At 60.3% G+C, this 19,465-nt stretch carries 18 protein-coding genes and 1 pseudogene; 6 read left to right on the top strand and 13 right to left on the bottom strand.

Annotated features, from left to right (window positions below):
• A partial coding sequence (locus AC1DWA_RS17500; protein WP_477916854.1) for an SDR family NAD(P)-dependent oxidoreductase occupies nt 1-363 on the bottom strand: 363 nt, incomplete at its 3' end.
• 344 nt (nt 364-707) lie between these two features.
• Nucleotides 708-1,457: an SDR family NAD(P)-dependent oxidoreductase gene (locus AC1DWA_RS17495; protein WP_477916852.1), complete on the bottom strand. Its 750-nt coding sequence runs from the start codon at nt 1,455-1,457 to the stop codon at nt 708-710.
• Between the two features lie 180 nt (nt 1,458-1,637).
• On the opposite strand from AC1DWA_RS17495, the gene AC1DWA_RS17490 reads away from it, so the two are divergent.
• Nucleotides 1,638-2,255: a TetR/AcrR family transcriptional regulator gene (locus tag AC1DWA_RS17490; RefSeq protein ID WP_446837016.1), complete on the top strand. Its 618-nt coding sequence runs from the start codon at nt 1,638-1,640 to the stop codon at nt 2,253-2,255.
• A 205-nt stretch (nt 2,256-2,460) separates the two neighbouring features.
• On the opposite strand, the gene AC1DWA_RS17485 is transcribed toward AC1DWA_RS17490, so the two are convergent.
• The 4 genes from AC1DWA_RS17485 to AC1DWA_RS17470 all read right to left on the bottom strand — a co-directional run bounded on the left by AC1DWA_RS17485 (nt 2,461) and on the right by AC1DWA_RS17470 (nt 8,047).
• Nucleotides 2,461-3,708, bottom strand: coding sequence for an MFS transporter (locus AC1DWA_RS17485; RefSeq protein WP_477846586.1), 1,248 nt, complete (start codon nt 3,706-3,708; stop codon nt 2,461-2,463).
• Between the two features lie 78 nt (nt 3,709-3,786).
• Nucleotides 3,787-5,019: an MFS transporter gene (locus tag AC1DWA_RS17480; RefSeq protein ID WP_477846585.1), complete on the bottom strand. Its 1,233-nt coding sequence runs from the start codon at nt 5,017-5,019 to the stop codon at nt 3,787-3,789.
• Nucleotides 5,020-5,740: 721 nt separating this feature from the next.
• A complete protein-coding gene (locus AC1DWA_RS17475) occupies nt 5,741-6,478 on the bottom strand; it encodes an SDR family oxidoreductase (RefSeq protein WP_477846584.1) in 738 nt (245 codons plus the stop codon).
• 108 nt (nt 6,479-6,586) lie between these two features.
• Nucleotides 6,587-8,047 carry an aldehyde dehydrogenase family protein gene (locus tag AC1DWA_RS17470; RefSeq protein WP_477846583.1) on the bottom strand — a complete coding sequence of 487 codons (1,461 nt, stop codon included), beginning with the start codon at nt 8,045-8,047 and terminating at the stop codon, nt 6,587-6,589.
• A 204-nt stretch (nt 8,048-8,251) separates the two neighbouring features.
• Between AC1DWA_RS17470 and AC1DWA_RS17465 the strand changes: the two are divergent.
• A pseudogene (locus AC1DWA_RS17465) lies at nt 8,252-9,488 on the top strand (lipase family protein).
• A gap of 17 nt (nt 9,489-9,505) precedes the next feature.
• Here AC1DWA_RS17465 and AC1DWA_RS17460 read toward each other — a convergent pair.
• Entirely contained in the window at nt 9,506-10,066 is a 561-nt protein-coding gene (locus AC1DWA_RS17460; RefSeq protein WP_477916858.1) for a siderophore-interacting protein, read from the bottom strand.
• Nucleotides 10,067-10,139: 73 nt separating this feature from the next.
• On the opposite strand from AC1DWA_RS17460, the gene AC1DWA_RS17455 reads away from it, so the two are divergent.
• Nucleotides 10,140-10,280 (top strand): hypothetical protein, encoded by a 141-nt coding sequence (locus AC1DWA_RS17455; protein WP_477916860.1) that lies wholly within the window; start codon nt 10,140-10,142, stop codon nt 10,278-10,280.
• Nucleotides 10,281-10,369: 89 nt separating this feature from the next.
• Here AC1DWA_RS17455 and AC1DWA_RS17450 read toward each other — a convergent pair whose 3' ends face one another.
• The 4 genes from AC1DWA_RS17450 to fepB are packed head-to-tail and all read right to left on the bottom strand — an operon-like array spanning nt 10,370 to nt 14,334.
• Nucleotides 10,370-11,194 (bottom strand): ABC transporter ATP-binding protein, encoded by an 825-nt coding sequence (locus AC1DWA_RS17450; protein WP_020909629.1) that lies wholly within the window; start codon nt 11,192-11,194, stop codon nt 10,370-10,372.
• Nucleotides 11,195-11,217: 23 nt separating this feature from the next.
• Nucleotides 11,218-12,267, bottom strand: a complete 1,050-nt coding sequence (locus AC1DWA_RS17445) for a FecCD family ABC transporter permease (protein ID WP_153212971.1) — start codon at nt 12,265-12,267, stop codon at nt 11,218-11,220.
• A gap of 2 nt (nt 12,268-12,269) precedes the next feature.
• The gene (locus tag AC1DWA_RS17440) at nt 12,270-13,316 is read right to left on the bottom strand and encodes a FecCD family ABC transporter permease (protein WP_241840782.1); all 1,047 of its coding nucleotides are present in this window, start codon (nt 13,314-13,316) and stop codon (nt 12,270-12,272) included.
• 4 nt (nt 13,317-13,320) lie between these two features.
• Nucleotides 13,321-14,334 carry a Fe2+-enterobactin ABC transporter substrate-binding protein gene (gene fepB, locus AC1DWA_RS17435; RefSeq protein ID WP_046379571.1) on the bottom strand — a complete coding sequence of 338 codons (1,014 nt, stop codon included), beginning with the start codon at nt 14,332-14,334 and terminating at the stop codon, nt 13,321-13,323.
• A 103-nt stretch (nt 14,335-14,437) separates the two neighbouring features.
• Here fepB and AC1DWA_RS17430 point away from each other — a divergent pair, with 103 nt between their 5' ends.
• Nucleotides 14,438-16,051: a helix-turn-helix domain-containing protein gene (locus AC1DWA_RS17430; protein ID WP_060937749.1), complete on the top strand. Its 1,614-nt coding sequence runs from the start codon at nt 14,438-14,440 to the stop codon at nt 16,049-16,051.
• On the opposite strand, the gene AC1DWA_RS17425 is transcribed toward AC1DWA_RS17430, so the two are convergent.
• Nucleotides 16,039-16,416 (bottom strand): VOC family protein, encoded by a 378-nt coding sequence (locus tag AC1DWA_RS17425; RefSeq protein ID WP_031331446.1) that lies wholly within the window; start codon nt 16,414-16,416, stop codon nt 16,039-16,041. The genes AC1DWA_RS17430 and AC1DWA_RS17425 overlap by 13 nt on opposite strands.
• A gap of 97 nt (nt 16,417-16,513) precedes the next feature.
• On the opposite strand from AC1DWA_RS17425, the gene AC1DWA_RS17420 reads away from it, so the two are divergent.
• Nucleotides 16,514-17,239: a TetR/AcrR family transcriptional regulator gene (locus AC1DWA_RS17420; protein ID WP_477846582.1), complete on the top strand. Its 726-nt coding sequence runs from the start codon at nt 16,514-16,516 to the stop codon at nt 17,237-17,239.
• 207 nt (nt 17,240-17,446) lie between these two features.
• Nucleotides 17,447-17,809, top strand: coding sequence for a hypothetical protein (locus AC1DWA_RS17415; protein WP_019745947.1), 363 nt, complete (start codon nt 17,447-17,449; stop codon nt 17,807-17,809).
• Between the two features lie 7 nt (nt 17,810-17,816).
• Here AC1DWA_RS17415 and AC1DWA_RS17410 read toward each other — a convergent pair whose 3' ends face one another.
• Complete coding sequence (locus tag AC1DWA_RS17410) at nt 17,817-19,454, bottom strand: AMP-binding protein (protein WP_134999384.1); 1,638 nt, start codon at nt 19,452-19,454, stop codon at nt 17,817-17,819.
• Nucleotides 19,455-19,465 lie beyond the last annotated feature (11 nt).

The raw sequence follows: 19,465 nt of genomic DNA, 5'->3' as shown, positions 1-19,465 counted from the left end.
GACCACGAAGGTCCCTCGGACGTTGGTCCGATGCATCCGATCGAAATCGTCGAAGTTCAGTTCTGCGACGGTGGAGAGAATCATGATTCCGGCTGCATGGACGACGACGTCGATGCCCCCGAACTCCTCCTCGACCGTATCGAACAGGGTCGCGACTTCACCTTCGTCGGCGACGTCGGCATGCACCGCGATGGCGCGACCGCCCGCTGCGACGATGGTGTCAACTGTTTCCTGGGCGCGTTGAAGGTTTCCTGAATAGTGCACGGCGACAGCCATTCCGTCGGCGGCGAGCTTCTCGGCAGTCGCTCGCCCGATGCCGCCGGAAGCTCCGGTGACAATGGCGACCCGAGTGGTGTCGGTCATGATGTAACTCCTGAACTGTGGATGAGTGTATTGGAGAGTTGGTGGAGCCCTTCGCACATCAACGCACCCCGGTTCCAAGCAGAACTGGACTCCCCGAAGCACCTTCGGCCTGTGCACCCGCTCCCCCACTGGGCAGACCTTGAGGCGATCAAGAGAGGAGTCCACGGGCGACCTGCTCACAATCTCCCATGCGTTCCAAGTGTGAAGTTATGTCTCCGACGCCGACCAGCGCACGCAATTCTGTCGGATGTCGTCTAGTCGATAGTTGTTCGAATCCAATATCACTGGCCATTCACGTGGATTCCATAGCACGTTTATGACCGAAGAAAGGGACCGCCTCGCAATCAGTGAAGGCCACCTCCGACTACAAGCGTCTCACCTGTTATCCACGATGATTCCTCCRACATGAGGAAACATGCGGCACCGGCAATATCGCTTGGATCACCTATTCGTCGCAACGGCGTGAGAGCCTCGATCTGTTGCTTGAACTCAGGCGAAGAGAACTCACTGCGTTGCATTCCCGGAGTTTCTGTCAGACCGGGGTTGACCGAGTTGACGCGTATTCCTCTCGGTCCCAACTCATTCGCAAGCGTCCGGGTGATTGCGTCGACCGCACCTTTGCTGGCATTGTAGACGACAGATCCTGCCGGGGTGAACGAAGATACACTTGAGCCGATATTGACGATACTTCCCCCCTCCAGAGGGAAAAGTCCGACTGCCTCTCTGATCGCAAAAGCCAAACCGAAGACATTTACCGAGAAGTGCCAGAGAAAGTCTGCCTCAGAGATATCGGCAAGGTCTCCAGTCCGGAACACCCCCGCCGAATTAACTAGACAATCGATAGAGGGCGAGTATTGACGAACCTCTTCGAAGAACTCGCGCACCCCCAACTCCGAAGAGAAGTCGCCGCGGAACGCGACAGCTTTTCGGCCCGTCTGCGAAATTTGCGCCACAGTGTCGTCCGCAGCCTCACGGTCGGAGCCGTAAGCCAGCACTATATCAGCACCACTTTCCGCGGCTCTGACGGCAATCGCCCGACCGATACCCTTTGTTCCACCAGTCACAAGCACCGTTTTTGCAGTCAGCACGCCCACGAAATTCTCCGTACTTCACTCGGTTGTCGCCATACCGGCACATCATTGTGTACGATACGGCTAGTATACATCAGCGTTTGACTGCATGATCAGGCAATCACACCCGGCAAAGCCGTTCTGAGATGAGTAGGACGAACCCGAAACCCACCGCCAGCGGTCGTTCGGGACAAAGGAGGAGAAATGGGGCATCAGACCCCCGCCGAAGTAGAGGCCGGACTGCTCAGGCCGCCGAGTGGGGCACGCAGTGACGCAGCCCATGAGAAAGCGTTGCGATCGGCCGTCTGCCTTTTGAAAATCGGCGGAATGAAAGCTGCCACCATTGATGCAATCTCCGAACAATCTGGCGTCAGCAAGGTAACACTCTACCGCCACTGGCCATCCCGGCAAGCCATCGCCGCAGAAGCTTTCGGTGTGCTCATGGCGCGCCATTTGACATTTCCGGAGACCGACAGCGCGCAGGCCGACCTCAACGACTACCTCGACGACATCGGAAAATTCTACAGAGGGCCACTGGGATCGATCTTCGTCGAACTTGTCGGCGCGTGCGCCAACGATGCGACAACTGCGGCATATTTCCGCACATTCTTCCTCGATGAACGTCGCCGCGGCTTCGCCGACCTGATTCAGCGATGCGTGGAGTCCGAATACTTCCGCGATGATATCGACACAGAGCAGGCAATAGACCTGTTCTTCGGCCCACTTGTTTACCGCATGCTGGTCGGACATGCAAGTATCGACGATCGTGCCCTTCATTCAATAATCGACCACGCCATTCGAGGACTCCGCAAGCCTGTTTGAAAACTCATGCTCTGACGTTCCGTCTACTCATTTTCCGATGGCCTTAGAATTTGCCCTGCTGGCTAAAGGGAAACGGATCGATGCGCGCTCTCGCTGGTAAAATATTCGCGACAGATCCGGAATTTTCTCACTGACATGAGCGACTGACTTCTCGTTACACCCATCAGTGAAGCTACACCGCCGAGAATATAAGAATCCGACCAGATCATGCTCCCTCGTCGCCCGTCGGCAAACGTAAAATCTGTGGATTTGGAGTTCGCGCCGAACCCAAGCCGCTCAACAGGGTCACCAAGGCCAGGAATACCAGCGCGATCTCGCCGAGCAACCACGACCCAGTGAGGGTTTTCAGGGTACCCACTGACAGTGGGAAAAACCCTGCAATCACGTAACCGATCGTTTGGGCTCTGCCAGATAACATTGCCGCGGATTGCGAAGTATCGGCCTTCGCCGCAAACAATGTGAACCCGAGCGAAAACGCGCCCGTGACGCCGATCGCCAGTACGACGGCGCCACCGAGGGCAATGCTGCCATTCCCGAAAAGTATCACGAGCGCACCTGAGAGCTGGATACCCGCGAGAAGGAATACCGTCCTCGCAATCCCAAGGGTTCGAAGTGCGAGGGTCGGCGTGACGAAGCAGGTAACTATTCCCGCGAAGCTGAACATACCGACTCCAACGGTCGCCCCAGACAACGAGACAGATTTCTCCAGCAAGATAGGAAGAAGCCACGACGATGCGAGATAAAAGAAAGACGCCTGTGTTCCGAAAAAAACTCCGAGCATCACTACCAAGCGAGCATTTGACCCGCTATCAACCCTGAGATTCTGATCAGGGGCAACTTGATACCCTGTCGTCACCGCCAACGGGATCCACAAACACGCCGCGAAGATCGCCAGGAAGCCCATCGAAGCCAGGGCAAAGCGCCACCCCAGATCGAGGCTGTCGGAAATGGGGAGAGCGAGCACGACACCGATTCCACCTCCTGCAGACATCAACGCTGTGTACAGACCAGTGATGAATCCGATTCTCCCCGGATAGTAACGTCGCGCAGCAACCGGAAGAACCACATTCGCAACGCACAAACCCCCGGCCAGAACGGTGGTACCGACAAGAAGCGCAACAGGACCAGAAAAGCATCGGATTATGCTGCCCAGCAAAATGATAGACATTGCACCACACATTGAGAAGTCAGGCGACGCGCGCCGGGTCAATCTCGGTATCAGCATCGACAGTGTCGCAAAGACCCATAGCGGAGCCGAGGTGAGCAGACCCAGTGCAGACGACGAGAGTTCGTCACGATCGAGGATCCCTGGCGTGAGCGGTCCAACCACGGTCAAGGCCGGACGTAAAACCAGAGCTGTGAATATGATGGCTATTAGGGCCAGAAACAACCGACCTGACGATCTGGCGTCACCTGCGCCTTGGTCGGGAATATCGCTTTCATTGAGATTCATGAGATAAACCACGCAGACGAAGTAAGAGCCGAAGCACGTCGAGACACCGAGCGGCGGTGCCCGACGTGCTTCTCTGGGCTAGATCGTTGACACTCGGCGGCCCGGCCTGAACGCGGACGTATGCGCTACAGCACCAACGAGAAGAACGAGGACAATGAGAACCAGGACAAGCGGTGGAAGGGAATGCGGTCCGAAGTTTTCCAGGAGGACTCCGCCAGCTATTCCGGCGAAGAAGATGGCGAGGTTCCATCCTGTGACCAGGATTGCCTGCGCGACGTCACCATCCGCACCGGCCGCATCGGCATTTGCTGTCTGCAGCAAAGTGGGCGCCCCGCCGAAGGAGAGTCCCCACGCTACGATTGCAACGACGAGCGCGACTACTGAGCTAGAACCCAGCGTGAGGACCACGGATCCCACACCGAAGAGCGCCAAACTACCCAGGACCATAACCCTGAGGGCTCGATCGACGAACATACCGGTCAACCAAATCCCAACAATCGCGGACAGCCCGAAGATGAGCAAGACAACATCAGTACGTAAACCGGTACCTGTCGATTCCACAAAAGGTGCGATGTATGTGTATAGGAGATTGTGGGCTAACATCCACCCGACGGTGACCACGATGATTGGCATGACTCCACGGATCCCCAGCACGCGACGAACACTCGATTGCGAATCCGACTCAGCCCCAGCGACATTGGGAACCGACGCAACGATCCACCCCAGGAGCACCAACGTCAGTACTGACATTGCGCCGAAGGTCCAGCGCCAACCCACGATCGAACCCAAGAATGTCGCTACGGGCGTTCCGAATGATAGCGCCACGGGCGTTCCGATCAACGCGACTGCCAGGGCACGACCACTCAGAGCAGGAGGGACGATACCTCGGGCGTATCCGGCGAGCATTCCCCAGACAACGCCTGAGCAGATGCCCGCAAAGAAGCGGGCCACGAGGGCGCTTTCGTAATTCCATGCCAGCGCAGTGAACGTGTTCGCCGCCAGAAACACCGAAAGCGTGATTAGAAGCAAAGGCCGCCGCGCCACACGCCGTGTCCACATCATGGCGGGAATCGTGGCCAAAACCGGACCGATCGCATACATGGAGACCAGTTGACCGGCCGCACCCGAGGTGATGTTGAAATCCTGGGAAACCAACGGCAATAGGCCTGCGGGGAGAGTTTCGGTCATCATGACTACAAAGCCGGTCAGGGCCAATGCCAGCAGTGCTGACCAGGGTAAGTTCAGAGGGCCTCGTGTAACACTTTCCTCGGAGCTTTCTCTTTCGGAGACAACAAGTGATTCGTTACTCATAGATTTCAGCATTCTTTGTTGATTCTTCTACCTAGACCGGCTGCGCCAAGGCATATCGATTCGCGAAATGTCTGTTTTGCAACGAATTTCAGGCTGCCCACTTCCGCCGACAGCAACCCACCACAAGGGGGTGGCACCGCGGCAGCACCAATTGGGCTCGGAACAGTCCCTTACTCTTGCGGTGCAGTCGCGACTGACGCCGTTCACAACGAGCCCTGAAGTAGCCCTGACGTTGAGGGTCACGGTGCCGATGGCCCCAATGCGCCTTCCGGGTGAAGAAGTACGAAGTTTCGATGCGAACAATCACTCGCAAACCGACAAACTTAGTATACGATACGTTTCGTACAGTTTCAACTGCCGAATTGCATCCGTCTGAATCTGAACGGGAATTAGACCCTTCTCATTCAGGGCAACCACGCCTACTTCGTTGGGGCACATCCGATAGAGCGTGACAAGTGAGTCAGGTAGTCCGGATCTTCTGTCACTGCGAAGGGTGGACAGTGCACCTTCGCACTACCCGCTAACCCAACCCGACGACAACGAACTGTAGAGACCTGACGCAATAGAAGAAAGTCCCCAACGGTGAGGATGAGGACTTTCTTCCAATCAAAAATTCAGTCGGCTAAGCAGCCTATTCAACACCAAAGCCGTTTCGGTGCGGACGATCCGGTTACTCTTGGAAACGCTGGGTTAACCTATATAACAGCGACCCCCACCGTGCCTAACTGAGCATCTTCAGAACATTGAGGTACTCGCCGTTGACCTCGGCGTAGCGAAGAGGCTTGGCTGCCTCGACCACGATTTCCGTCGCTTCGCCATTCGCCTTCAACAACGCGATGGTCTCTGAGACGTAATCATCGAGCGGCAGAGCGGATTCCGAGTTCTCCTGACCCATCAGCGTGGTGCGAACTCCCGGCGGAATGAGCTCAATGCACTGAATCGAGGTATCAGCCAGCTGTACGCGCATGCTTTCGGTGAAGAGATGGACAGCCGCCTTCGTTGCATTGTACGTCGGCGTGATGGGCAGCGGGACAAAGCCCACTGCCGATGAGACCGTGACGATAGTGGCAGAGGGCTTCGCCAGGAGGTGGGGGATGAACTGGCCGGCGAGGCGAATGGTTCCGAGAAGGTTCGTGGTCACTGTGCGCTCGGCGATCTCGAGAAAGTCGGGGCTCTTCAGATCTTCGGGGTACATGATTCCCGACATCGTCACAAGGACATTCAGATCAGGAAAATCGTGCGTAAGGGATTCGTATGCCTCGCGAATGGAGTTCGAACTGTCCACGTCGATGACGACAGTACTGATTCCGGGATGGGTCTCCGCGATCTCCTGCAGCAACGCAGTTCGACGGCCTCCGACGATGACCTTGTTTCCCTCATTCTGCAGTGCGACTGCAAGTTCGAGGCCGATGCCGGACGTTCCGCCCGCGATGAAGATGGTGTTTCCTGAAATGTTCAACTTCTGATTCCTTGCTTTCGATGGGCTGTCATTCTCGCTGGCGCGGTTTGGTAGGAGTTGTTCCGCACCATGACGATTGGGCATTTGCACTGACCGTCGTTCACACACCTACGCCTTCACAGGTGTAGATGTAGCAACGGTGATCGATTTGAGTTGGGTGTAGTCGTTGAGTGTCTCCAAGCAGAACTCACGTCCGAGACCGCTTTCCTTGAACCCCCCGAATGGCACTCCACCCGAAAGATTGAAGTATTGGTTGATCCACACGCTGCCTGCCTCGAGGCGATCCGCAGTCTCTATCGCGTTCTTCAAGTTCGATGTGTAGATGCCCGCAGCAAGTCCGTATGGCGTGTCGTTGGCATCGGTGATGACGTTTTCGTAGACGCTCCACTTGATGACGCACAGAACGGGGCCGAAGATCTCTTCCTGCGCAATTCGCATGGAATTCTCTGCTTCGAGGATTGTCGGTTCGATGAAGTTTCCACTCGGGTAACCGGGTACAACTGCCCGTTTGCCGCCTGTGAGGAGGCGGGCCCCCTCGCCGACGCCCGCAGAGACCTTGGCGATCACGCGGTCTGCGTGCTCTTTGTGAATCATTCCGCTCAGATCTGTTTCCTCACTCAACGGCGGTCCCACTCGCAGGCTTTCAAAGCTTTCGACGAGCTTGCGGACAAACACGTCATAGATGTCTTCGTGAATGAACAGACGCGTCCCGGCCAAACAGGATTGGCCATTGCACATCAGAACACCGGATGTTGCGTCCGCAACCACTGCATCAACGTCGTCGATATCGGGGAACACTATGCTCGGACTCTTGCCACCGAGTTCGAGGGTGGTCGGAATAAGCCGTGAGGCTGCTGCATCAGCAACCAGTCGGCCGACTTCCGTACTCCCCGTGAAGGCCAGCTTGCTGACACCCGGGTGCGCGAGCAGTGCCGCGCCTGCTTCTTCGCCAATTCCCGGCACGATGTTGAGAACGCCTTTCGGGAAAACATCGGCAGCGATTCGTGCCAACTCCATTATCGACACACACGCGTTCTCGTCTGGTTTGAGGACAACCGTGTTTCCCGCTGCCAGGGCTGGCGCTATCTTGAAGGCTGCCATCACGATGGGATCGTTCCAGGGGATGATCTGACCGCACACCCCCAACGGAACTCGTTTCGCAACCAAATACCCAGATGCGAGTTCGCGACCGAATCCATTGTGGGCCAAAGATACTGATGCAAAGTAGCGAAGGTGCGACACCGCTGCGCGATAGTCCTCGCGCATCTCGCGGATGTGCCGGCCCGTGTCTCTGCTTTCGAGCTGCGCCAGATCCTCGGCATGTTCCTCGACGCGCGCGGCAAGTTCGAGAATGTACCCGGACCGCTGTTCGGCGGTCAGGGAGGCCCACGCAGGAAAAGCTTGTTCGGCAGCGTGGACAGCCAGGTCGATTTCGCCTTTTCCGCACCGGGAAATCCTGGCGAGCAGGTCGCCGGAAGCCGCGTCCAACGCATCGAAAGTTGATGCACCTATTGGGCGAAACACTCCCCCGATGAATGCGCCATACTCGCGAGTCTCGTGATTCTGCACGGGCACCTCCTTGTTCGGTTAACTACCCTCCACTGAACTGTACTGTACGTTTCGTATTGCTGGCAAGTCCTCACGCCCGCCGGCGTTCGCAAAGGAAACTTCCCGCAAACCGACCGCGCACCCCATCTTTGACATCCCGGCCCGATTTGCGGAGAGAATGGAGACTGAATTGCATTTTCTTACAACATATTTAAGCTTTTTGGGATCGATCGGCGCTCCTCGGCGGTGGCGCTGACAGCCATTGCACTCACAGGCATCACGGCACCTACTGTCGCCGCGCAACCGTCGGCGGATTCCTTCTATCAGTACGACGGTTCGGCACCGCTGTCGTCGTATCAGCCTGGGGCCGTTCTCAAAACGAGGACCTTGCCCTATCACGTCGTCAACATTCCGACCCCGTTGCAAGCCGTGCAGGTGTTGTACCGGTCGACCGACGCTCTCGGCCGGCCGTCTGCGAATGTCACRTCGATTCTTCGACCACCCAATGCCCAGCCGGACAAAGTTGTCTCGTTCCAGTCGGCCTACGATTCGCTGAACCCGGAAGACGGTCCGTCACGAGCTGTYGCGGGGGACACCCCGATCGGCAGCCTGACCGCCAGCGGACGGAACGTCGCCTTCGGCGGGACTCTCGCTTCCGGCGAAGCTGYCATGTTCGGTCCCCTACTGGCACTGGGCTACASCGTCGTCATTCCCGACACCGAAGGGCCGAACGCAGACTTCGCGGCGGGACCCGAATACGGAATGATGACTCTCGACTCTCTTCGCGCCGCCCGTAACACTCCCGAGACAGGTATTGCCGACTCAGCCGAGATCGGCCTGATGGGATACTCGGGCGGAGCAATCGCCACCAACTGGGCGTCCATCCTCGCTCCGGACTACGCCCCGGACATCAACGAGGACCTGATCGGCGCCGCCCAGGGTGGACTGTTGGTCAACCCGGCGAACAACCTCCGGTACGCAAACGGAAGCATCGGCTGGGCAGGCGTTGTCGGGATGGCAGTYGTCGGACTTGCCCGTGCCTACGACATAGATTTCGATCCGTATCTCGGCGATCGCGGACGCGAACTCCTACCTCGCATCGAGGATGCCTCGATCGGGAACGTCATCCTGCAGTACCCGGGGGTGACCTGGCAGGACCTTGCCAAACCAGAGTATGCGAACCCCAACTCGGTGCCCGAGTACGTCGACGTCGCCAACAAAATCAACATGGGCAACGCGCCGATACCCACCATCCCTATGTTCATCGCTCAAGCCGCAAACGGAGCCCTCGATCCAGTACGACCAGTACGACACCATCAGTCACGTTCCCGGTGGCGCGCTTTGGCTCCCCGGCGCCATCACCTGGCTCAACGACCGTTTCAACGGGAATCCGGCGCCGAACAACTGCTCGAACATCGCACCGGGCAATTCACTGGCGCCGGAAGAACACGCGGCGAGTTGAAGTATCCAACCGCCGGGTCAGATCCCGATGGCGAGATCGTCGATATCCGCGAGTGTGCCGCCGTTTTCGAGGATGCTCGTGTAGTTCCGAAGTCTGTTCTGATCTATTTCGGTAGTGCTGACCCCGCGCTTCCAGTACCCGAAGACAACTACATCGTCCTTCGCCAGGCCGACTGTCTTACGGAAATGCGCTCGGATGGAGCGCATTTCGTCTCGCTCGCCGGCTCCCCACACCGCATAGTCTCCTGGGTTCTCGAGCTCGAGGGCATACTCGGCAAGGCGATCCTCGACATGATGCAATTCGAGGCCGGGGATCACGGGCAGTTCCGCGAAAGCCTCGGCGTCACCGGTGGCGACCCAACCAACACCGGTCACACCCTCGGGCCACTGAAGCAGAATCGAATAGAGGGCAGGGATCGCGGTGTCGTCGGCAAACAGTGCGACGCGGCGACCAGTGATCTCGGGAACGAGGAAGTGCGGGCGAGGGCCGGTGAGCGAGAACGTGTCACCCACACGACGGTCGTCGGCCCACCGCATCATCGGGCTGGTGTGACCGTGCAGCACGACGTCGAAGGTCATCGAACCGCTCGACGCATCGAAGGTGCGCACCGTGTAGACACGAGAGACGTCGCCGTACTGCGGACCTAGCTGGATGCGGAATGCGACGTTGGGACGCAGCCAATTCGGGTCGTCCGCCGACGAAGTCAGCTGGACGGTGATGCGCAAGATGCTCTCGGTCGGACGTTCGACGCTTTCGACGACGGCAACCACGTCGTTGAGACCGCGGTCGTGATCTTCGCCGCGTGGCGCCTTTGCCGACGCAGAGGTTTCAGTTTCTTCAGGTCGAGATGCGGTAGTCATTGATATCTCCTGATCGATGGTTCAGTTGTGGACGGGTAGCTGACTGGCAGTTCTTCGATCACGCGGAACAACAAGTGGCCGTCCGGTTTCGGGATCTTCGAGGACCAGAGCCTCGAGGTCGAACACTTCACGCAGCAACTCAGGGGTGAAGACGTCCGAGGCACTGCCCTGCATGACGATTTTTCCGGACCGCATGGCAACTACGTGCGTGGCATATCGAGCCGCGAGGTTCAGGTCGTGCAGGACCGCGACCAACGTTCGACCAGACTGGTGCAGTTGGGAACAGAGGTCGAGAACCTCGATCTGGTGGGCAATGTCGAGAAAGGTGGTCGGTTCGTCGAGCAACAACACCGGGGTGCGCTGCGCGAGTGTCATGGCGATCCATACCCGCTGCCGTTGTCCACCGCTCAGTTCGTCCACCAATTGATCTGCTGCATTGCGCATTCCGACCTCGGCAAGCGCTTCGGCGACAACACGCTCGTCTTCGGGTGACCATTGGCGCAGCATGCTCTGGTACGGATATCGGCCGCGAGCCACGAGGTCTGCCACGGTGATCGCTCCGGGTGAGAGCGGAGACTGCGGCAGCAGAGCGATGCGCCGAGCCACTTCCTTGGTGCGGTAGGACCGAATGTCGTTACCGTCGAGCAGAACCCGACCCGATCGCGGCGCGAGCATTCTGCCGAGCGCACGCAACAACGTCGACTTGCCGCACCCGTTCGGTCCGACGACCACGGTGAAACCGCCGTCGGGGATCTCGAGACTCAACTCGTCCACGATGGTTCGATCGGCGTACCGGAGCTCGATCTTCTCGGCCTGTAGCCGCGATACCGGAGTAGCTGTAGTCATGAATCTCTTTCGTAGCAAGGTTTTCAGGCCTGACGGGCCAGCAGCCAGATCAGATAGGCACCGCCGAGCAGACTGGTGACAAGACCGACCGGAGTTCGGAGACCGACCTCGACCGCTTGGGCAATCAAGTCGGCGCCCGCCAACAGAACCGCGCCGAGCAGGAAGGAGGTCGCGACAAGAACACCGCTGCGCCGAGCCAACCGTCGTGCGATCTGGGGAGCTGCGAGCGCCACAAAGGCGATGGGACCGGTAGCTGCAGTTGCTGCTCCGGTGAGCGCGACCGCAAGCAGGATGCCGGCGAATCGGTATCGCTCCACGGAGATTCCGAGCGAAGACGCTGCGTCGTCGCCCATTTCCATCATGGTGACGCGCCTGGACACCACGACGAGAGCAGGAACGAGAACACCGACGGCGATCGCAACGCTGATCGCGTGTGGCCAACCGCGCCCGGTCAGCGAACCGGCCGTCCACTGCTGCACCACGGTGGCGTCGTCGATATCCGCGCGTACCACCAGGAACGACATCACGGCGCTCAGCATCGCCCCAACTCCGATGCCGACCAGGACGAGTCGAAGACCGCCGCTGACTCCGTCTTTGCGTGCCAGCGCGTACACGAGCAATGCGGTCAGCATGCCGCCGAGAACAGCAGCGCCCGCGGTCTGCAGTACCCCGCCGCCGAAGAACACGATCTGGACCACCGCCGCCGTCGCAGCGCCGGTGGTGAAACCGATGATGTCCGGCGAGCCGAGAACATTGCGCGAAAGCGTCTGGAAAACCGCGCCGGCCACACCGAGGCTTCCACCCACCCCGATCGCCGTGATCAGCCGCGGAAGACGGCGATTCTGGACGGACCGAACCGCCGCTGGGGTGCCTTCGCCGTTCAGAGCGCGCCACACCTCGCCCAAGGACAGGTCCAAGGTTCCGTACATCAGCGTGGCAAACGAGAGCGCCGCCAACGCCGCGCTGATTGAGATGGCTACGAACAGCACTCGCGGGACTATTCGCCACGACCACGACCCGATTCGAACCACCCAACCGCGAAAAAGCGGTGGGACCGGCTGCGCGGCAATCATGTTCACAGTGACGCCACCCGCCGTGAGCGAACGAGCGCGACAAACAACGGTCCGCCGAGCACAGCCACCGCGATCCCCGTCTGCAGATCTCCCGGCGAGGTGACAACGCGACCGAGAACGTCGGCCAAGAGAAGAAACGCCGGCGCGACGACGAGCACGCACGGCAGAAGAAGACGCAGGTCCGGTCCGACCACGCCGCGCACGATGTGCGGCGCAGCCAGCCCCACGAATCCGAGCGGGCCGGCCGCCGCGGTGGCTGCCCCCGCGAGCAGGATGACTGCTACAGCGGATCCGGCCCGGGCGGGACCAGTGCGGGCGCCGAGCCCTTTGGCAACGTCCTCACCAAGAGCAATCGCATTGAGTGGACGAATCAGCAACAACGACAACACGATACCGATCGCGATGAAGGGAAGGACGGCGACGATCACGTCTCCGCCGCGCCCCTGCAACGAACCCACTGCCCAGAATCGGAACTGATTGAAGGCAGCCTCATTGCTGATGAGAACCATACTGGTGAGCGCCGTGATCGCCGTTGCCACAGCGGCACCGGCGAGCGCCATGCGCGCTGGGGTCGCGGCGCTGCGATGCGCAGACCCCAACATGTACACACCCACCGAGGCAACGGCCGCGCCGGCGAGCGCGAACCACAGATAACCGCCGACCGAAGTCACCCCCAGATAGGCAATCGCAATCACGACTGCCGCAGATGCTCCGGCGTTCACACCCAGTAGCCCCGGATCGGCCAGAGGGTTGCGGGTGATCGACTGCATCAGCGCGCCGGCCAGTCCGAGCGCAGCCCCGACCACCAGCCCGAGAATTGTTCGGGGCAGGCGTGATCCGATCACCACGAGGTGTTCGTTGTTGCCGGCGTCGTAGGAAAGGATCGCGTCGAGCACGGTGGTGACGGGGATATTGCGAGAGCCGAGTACCAGCCCACCGACGGACGCCAGCACGATCACGACCACGGAGGCCACGACCAACAACCCCGCACGCGCGGCTGTCCCGGACCGCAGCGGTGCTTCGGTCCGGGACTGTGAAGAAGCGCTCACGCCGTCATCCACCGAACGTGGACACCAGCGACTCGACTGTCTGCTTGGCACTGAAGTAGTCGAGGCGGAAAGCCGCCGTTCCCATCGCGTAGACCCGATCACCCTTGACAGCAGGTTGATTCGCGAGAAGCGGATCGGCGGCAAGTTGCTTCTCCACATCCTTGGGTCCCATCGAGACGGCAAACAGCGTCTGCGAGCCGTCAAGGGCGGCAGACATGTTCTCGGAGCTGACGATCGCGACGCCGGAGGCGCCCCGCTTGTCCGGGGCGACAAACTGCTCAGCGGGCTCGGCATAGGTAAAGCCGAGCGAGGTCAACAGATTGCCCTGTGGGCTGTCGGCCCGGAACGTCCAGACACCGTCGGCACCCATGTAGACCAGCGCCGTCACCGGCTGCTCGGGAAGTTTGATCTTCCCGGCCTGCGTCGTCACCCAGCTGTCGTACTCGTCGACGGTCTTGTCTGCCTCGCTCTCGAGTCCCGTGACAGTCCCCAGCTGATCAGCGAGTTCCTCCCAGGAGCTGGCGCCGTAGTCGAGAAGAACGGTGGGTGCGATGTCGCTCAGCTGCGCGTAGGCGTCGAGCGTCGAGTCACCTCCGTTGGCGGACCCGATGATCAGATCGGGTTCGAACGTCTCGATCGCGTCGAGGTTCAGCTCGAGATTTCGGTAGAGAACCTCGACTCCACGATCAGCTGCCACCTCCGACCACTGGGAGAAGAACCCCTGGTCATCGGTCATTCCCGACGGCGTTGTTGCCGCGCTGGCGACGACCGGCGCACCGATTGCAAGCAGCGTGCCGGTCAACGACGGCGAGGTCGACACGATTCGGGTCGGCTTCGAGGTGATCTCGGTACTGCGGTCGCCGTGATCGACGGTGCGCGGCCATCCCTCGGCAGAACCTGAGGTTTTCTGGGTGTCCTCGGTTCCGGTATCGCTATCTGACGAGCTGGAGCAGCCGGCAAGAGCGAGGGCGACGACCGCGGCGAGTATTGCCGCCGTCGGGCGAAGTGATCTGCGCATGAGTATGGCTTTCTGAAGGTACGAGAGTGCGCCGCTGCGAACGCAGACAGCAGAGGTAAAGTTAGCCATACTTAAGTAGCAAGGGTTGTCCAGGAGCGCCAACGTGTTACCACTATCAGAACCGGACGCGATCGGGTTAGGGCCGGTCCGCGCGAGCGCCACCGAGCCCAGCACCGCCCGCTCACCGCTGTTGTTCTGGGTTCTTGCAGGCAGCGGACGCGTCCGAGTCGGATCGACGGTCCACGAGATACCAGCTGGCGAATCGCTGTGGATCCCGGCGGGTGCGCGATACGCAATGGAGACGGACTCGGATTCCGTCGCGTTTCCCATCCTGCTTCCGCCTTCGAACGGCGCCAGCGCCGGGCCGGCTACCGTGACGCGCCTGCGCGTTCCGCCCGGATGGGAAGACAGACTGATCCACGAGTTCGTTCACAACCTGGGCTATCTGCGCGGCGACGCTGCACACCCGTCGTCCTTGTTCGAGATGATCGCCCGGGCTGACGACGGGGCCACCTCGCTGCCGCGATTGCCGCAGTCACGGGAAGCGTTCGAGATCGCGCACGCCCTGTTGCGAACGCCTGGCACCGACGACACCGAGGGACAATTCGCGAAGCGTGCCGGGATCAGCATTCGAACGCTCCAGCGGTACTTCGTGGAAGAAACCGGCCTCACCTTCACTCGCTGGCGGCTACGAACTCGGATCGCCGCCTCGCTGGAGTATCTGAAGCAGGACCGCGAGATCGGTTGGATTGCAAACGAAGTCGGCTTCGAAACAGGAAGCGGATTCACCCGCGCGTTCCGGGCCCAGATGGGAGAGAGCCCGAGCGACTACCGTCGACGGGCCCTCTCCGGTCCAACCGATCGCAGCGTGGACACCGACAACGATCAAGCATTGGTCCGCATGCTCGCAGAGCCCAGGCAGCCCGGAGAAACTGCGCCGCCGATACCGGCCAACGCGACGTGGCCGCGCGTCAACGGCACCCACGTCGCAGTGTGGGTCTACCGAGGCCAAGCCCGGGTGGACGTCGCGGACCGCAGCTGGGAACTGCGCACCGGCGAGGCCATGATTCTGCCTGCAGGCGTCCTCAATACCGTCACGGTTCCGACGGGTTCACTGCTGCTACCGCTCGGCTTCCGCTCCTCGAACGGGTCGACCGTATCTGCCGACGCCCTCGAGACCGTKCAGTTCTCCCCCGATGACGAATTGGCATTGCTGCACACTTTCGTCGCCGCCTACACACCCTTGCGCCCGCGTGGCCACGACAGCGCCACAGCATTCGACATCATCGCCACCGGCCCTCTCGCACAATCGGTTTCGAACGGGTCTGCCACCGATTCGATTGCCACACGACTGGCAGCGACAATCGCCGCCCGACCGGCCGACCCTCGCACTCTGGACGAGTGGGCGCAAGAGTTCGGTACCGACGCGGCCAGGCTGCGCCGGGAGTTCCGTATCGAGACCGGCACTACGTATCCGCAATGGCGATCGCTTTCACGGATGACCCAGGCACGCACCCAACTCCAACTCGGGGTTGCACCCGGAACGGTGTCGAGGAACCTGGGTTACGCGCACCTGCCCGCATTCAGCCGAGCGTTTCGCACTGCGCACGGGATCTCACCGCAGCGCTTCCAAGCTCAGTCCGTCGAACGCGCCCTCTGGTTACGTTCTGTGCCGCGCGCCGCCGAGCCGAGCACTCGGGTTCTTCAGACCCACTGAACGAGCTGCCACACAATGCCGTTGGGATCGACGAACTGGCAGTAGCGCTCGCCCCACGGTTCGGTCTCCGGCTCTGTGACGACGGAGGCACCTTCGGCAGCGATGCGGGCGAACTCGGCGTCGATGTCATCGACCACGAATGCGATGAGCATGCCTTGCCCGGCCGAACCTGCGACGAAGTCCGGCTTGAACGTACCGAGACCGGTGCGCAGGAAGACCACGTTGACCCCGGCATCCGGATGATTCAGAGAAACGAATCCATCGTCGGACATGGCCTCGGTGAAGCCGAAATGGGTTTTCGCGAAGTGGGCCGACGCGTCCGTGTCGGCAACGTTCAAGGACAGAGCAGTGCTGGTGATTTTCATCGTGGCCTCCATGATCATAAACCTTGTGCAGTGCATACAGTATGCACCGTATAAGGTATACCACTGTTGAGGTATTCCCGATTTCTGGAGACGGCTAATGGCACGCGAACTGATCGACCTACTGTGGCGCGATCACCCCCTCGCACCGAAGGGTGGAGCCCGCGGCCCTCGCGCGAAGGTCACCACCTCACAGGCGGTCGACGTCGCTCTCGCCCTCGCGGACGTGGAAGGGCTGGACGCGGTGACGGTGCGCCGATTGGCCGCCGAGCTCGGAATCTCGGGCATGGCGGTGTACACCCATGTCGGGTCCCGTGACGATCTCCTGGTGCTCATGGTCGACACCGTGCGCGGCAACAGTCCGCGCCTGTCGTACGGGAACATGACGTGGCGCAAGCGCGTGCGCCGGGTAGCCGAGGAGGAACTTGCCCTCTACTCGGAGCACTGGTGGCTCCTGGACATCACCGATCAGCGCTCCGCGTTGGGTCCGGGAACTATCGCGAAGTACGACCACGAACTACACGCGTTCGACGGCACCGGGCTGAGCGACATCGAGCGGGATTCCGCGCTGACGTTTGTCGCCGACTTCGCCCGGTCCTCGGCGCAAGCATGGCGCCCCGACCCCCGAGCGGCCGACATGGCCGAGGTGTGGTCGTCCTGGAACCAGCGTCTGGCTGGCTATCTCGGCGACAACTTCCCGCTGGCGCAGCGAGTCGGAGGAGCGGCCGGCGAAGCCAAGAACACCCCGTACAGCCCCGAGGCGGCGTGGAAATTCGGGCTGGACCGGGTCCTCGACGCCCTGGAAGGTCTTGTTCACATCGAATGACATTCCTGCAATTCGAAACCGCGAGAGCTGTTGCACGCCTATGAGAATCAATCGACCGAGAGGTACGGGGTTCCGGTGAGCTTCTGATCGAGATTCCGCTGCGCGACGCAACCAGCTAGCCCCGAATTCAGCGGCATATATCCGCAGAGAAGGGGTAGACGAGTAGATACCGGCGGCACATCGACTCAACTCCAGGCGTGGTGGACAATGTTTCTCAGCGACCAGTCAATTCGTCATCACACCCGCCGTTTCGGTGCAGCTCTGTCGCCTTCACACAAGTGGCCTCCCCCGACCGAAACACAGCGCGTCGCACGCTGGAGTGAGAGGTCGGAGATGCTGGGCGCGCTGTCGGTACTCCTGTTCTGGGCTTTCGGCTTCGGCATCCTTCTGGGTGCGGGCGCGATTACAACAGGAATCTTTGCGCTCCGACGTCGCCCGAAGAAGTCTGGCGGGCATCTGCTCTCGAATGCCCGCCAGCTGCCGTGGGATGCAATAGTCGGCCTCTTCACCGGCGTCATCGGTCTTGCCCTGAGCGGTTGGTTCTTCGTCGTGGTCCTACCCAACATGTAGGCGTCTGCTAGCCAAGGCCGTTCGCGTCAGTGGCCAATGTTCGGAGTTCCCGTCGTAGGATCTTGCCCGTGGTGGTGAGCGGCAAGCTGTCGATGAAGGTGATCTGCCTGGGGTACTGGTAGAAAGCAAGGCGGCTTTTCACGTGGGTCTGCAACTCCTGGCGAAGCTCTTCCGAAGAGTTCGTTCCTTCGGACAGAACGACAAAAGCGTGAACGGCTTCCCCGCGCAACGGATCCGGAACACCGATGACGCCGGCCATAGCTACCTCGTCGTGCGAGAGCAGGCACTCTTCGATCTCGCCGGGGCCGATCCGGTACCCCGCGGACGAAATGACGTCATCGGCACGCCCCTGGTACCAGAAGTTCCCCGCTTCATCGGTCCGACCCAGATCACCGGTATGAATCCACCCGTCGTAGACCTTTTCATCAGTCTTCGACGGTTGGTTCCAATAGCCGAGGAACTGTCCGGGGTTGCCTGCCTTCACACAGATCTCGCCTACCTGCCCCACCGCTACCGGCTCGCCGAGCGGATCGAGGAGGGTGACGTCGAAGCCCGGAAAAGCGCGACCCATCGAGCCGCTCACGGGCGTCCACTTCGAACGCGAAGTGCCGATGGTCAGATTCATTTCCGTCTGCCCGTAGAACTCGTTGACAGCTACGCCGAGTGTGTTTGCAACCCACGCCTGCAATGCGTCACCGAGGGCTTCACCACCAGTTCCCAATGCCCGCAGCCGAATACCACGCGCAGCGGTGCCGTCGACGCCGATACTCCGCATCTGCTTGAGCGCAGTCGGAGGAATGAAGGCACCCGTTACTTTGTGACGGCTCAGAATCTCGACCGCACGCGACGGCGTGAATTTGTCGGGCGTCGCAACCACGGGGCACCCCAACGCAAGGGCTGGAAACAGAACGTCGAACAGACCGCCGATCCAGGCCCAGTCTGCCGGCGTCCAGAAGACGTCTCCCCGCTGCGGCGCATTGTCGAATGCCGTCCGCATACCGGGCATGTGCGCCAAGAGAATTCGGTGCCCGTGGAGGGCGCCTTTCGGATTCCCCGTCGTTCCCGAGGTATAGATGATGATGGCGTGTGAATCGGGGCCCGTCGCTGCCAATTCCGCGCTTTCTGCGGCACTGTCGACGAGGCTGTGGAAATCGAGAAGTCGAACGGGGGTCGAATCGGAGGGCTGATCCGTCTTTCCGACAACGATGACGGCTTCGATGCCGGGTATCTCACCTATTCCGTCGGCAACTCGTTCGTAACAGTCCTTGTCGACCACAAGCACTTTCGCTCCCGAGTCACGCATACGATGAACGACCGCATCCGACCCGAACTTGACCGATAGCGGAACGGTGACCATTCCGGATCGGAAGGCGCCCAGATGTGTCGCGAGAACCTCGATCCCCTGTGGGACCATCACACCGACGCGATCCCCTGAGACAAGGCCGAGATCCGCAAGCACGGTTGCGAACTTTCGGCTTGTCGTGGCGACTTCACCGAAGGTGTACCGACTCCAATGTCCACCGGTGTCTACGACGAGGGCTAGATCATCGGGATTCTGCACATCGACACAGGCGTGCGCGATGTTGAATTGCTCTGGCACAGTCCATTCGAAGTTTTCTGCTTCGAGATCCTGCCACCATGACATATCCGGCCGAG

The sequence above is a fragment of the Rhodococcus sp. P4_F3_2 genome (assembly GCF_056401335.1).
Note: the sequence above shows the minus strand (reverse complement) of the source record. Positions and strands in the feature narration are given on the sequence as shown.

What these genes read in the sequence shown, in the direction of transcription:
- fepB (WP_046379571.1), bottom strand. Translation starts at nt 14,334, where the DNA reads ATGCGCAGATCACTTCGCCCGACGGCGGCAATACTCGCCGCGGTCGTC.
- AC1DWA_RS17410 (WP_134999384.1), bottom strand. Translation starts at nt 19,454, where the DNA reads ATGTCATGGTGGCAGGATCTCGAAGCAGAAAACTTCGAATGGACTGTG.
- AC1DWA_RS17480 (WP_477846585.1), bottom strand. Translation starts at nt 5,019, where the DNA reads ATGAGTAACGAATCACTTGTTGTCTCCGAAAGAGAAAGCTCCGAGGAA.
- AC1DWA_RS17415 (WP_019745947.1), top strand. Translation starts at nt 17,447, where the DNA reads ATGTTTCTCAGCGACCAGTCAATTCGTCATCACACCCGCCGTTTCGGT.
- AC1DWA_RS17425 (WP_031331446.1), bottom strand. Translation starts at nt 16,416, where the DNA reads ATGAAAATCACCAGCACTGCTCTGTCCTTGAACGTTGCCGACACGGAC.
- AC1DWA_RS17450 (WP_020909629.1), bottom strand. Translation starts at nt 11,194, where the DNA reads ATGACTACAGCTACTCCGGTATCGCGGCTACAGGCCGAGAAGATCGAG.
- AC1DWA_RS17490 (WP_446837016.1), top strand. Translation starts at nt 1,638, where the DNA reads ATGGGGCATCAGACCCCCGCCGAAGTAGAGGCCGGACTGCTCAGGCCG.
- AC1DWA_RS17485 (WP_477846586.1), bottom strand. Translation starts at nt 3,708, where the DNA reads ATGAATCTCAATGAAAGCGATATTCCCGACCAAGGCGCAGGTGACGCC.
- AC1DWA_RS17445 (WP_153212971.1), bottom strand. Translation starts at nt 12,267, where the DNA reads ATGATTGCCGCGCAGCCGGTCCCACCGCTTTTTCGCGGTTGGGTGGTT.
- AC1DWA_RS17460 (WP_477916858.1), bottom strand. Translation starts at nt 10,066, where the DNA reads ATGACCTTCGACGTCGTGCTGCACGGTCACACCAGCCCGATGATGCGG.
- AC1DWA_RS17455 (WP_477916860.1), top strand. Translation starts at nt 10,140, where the DNA reads ATGCGGAATGCGACGTTGGGACGCAGCCAATTCGGGTCGTCCGCCGAC.
- AC1DWA_RS17420 (WP_477846582.1), top strand. Translation starts at nt 16,514, where the DNA reads ATGGCACGCGAACTGATCGACCTACTGTGGCGCGATCACCCCCTCGCA.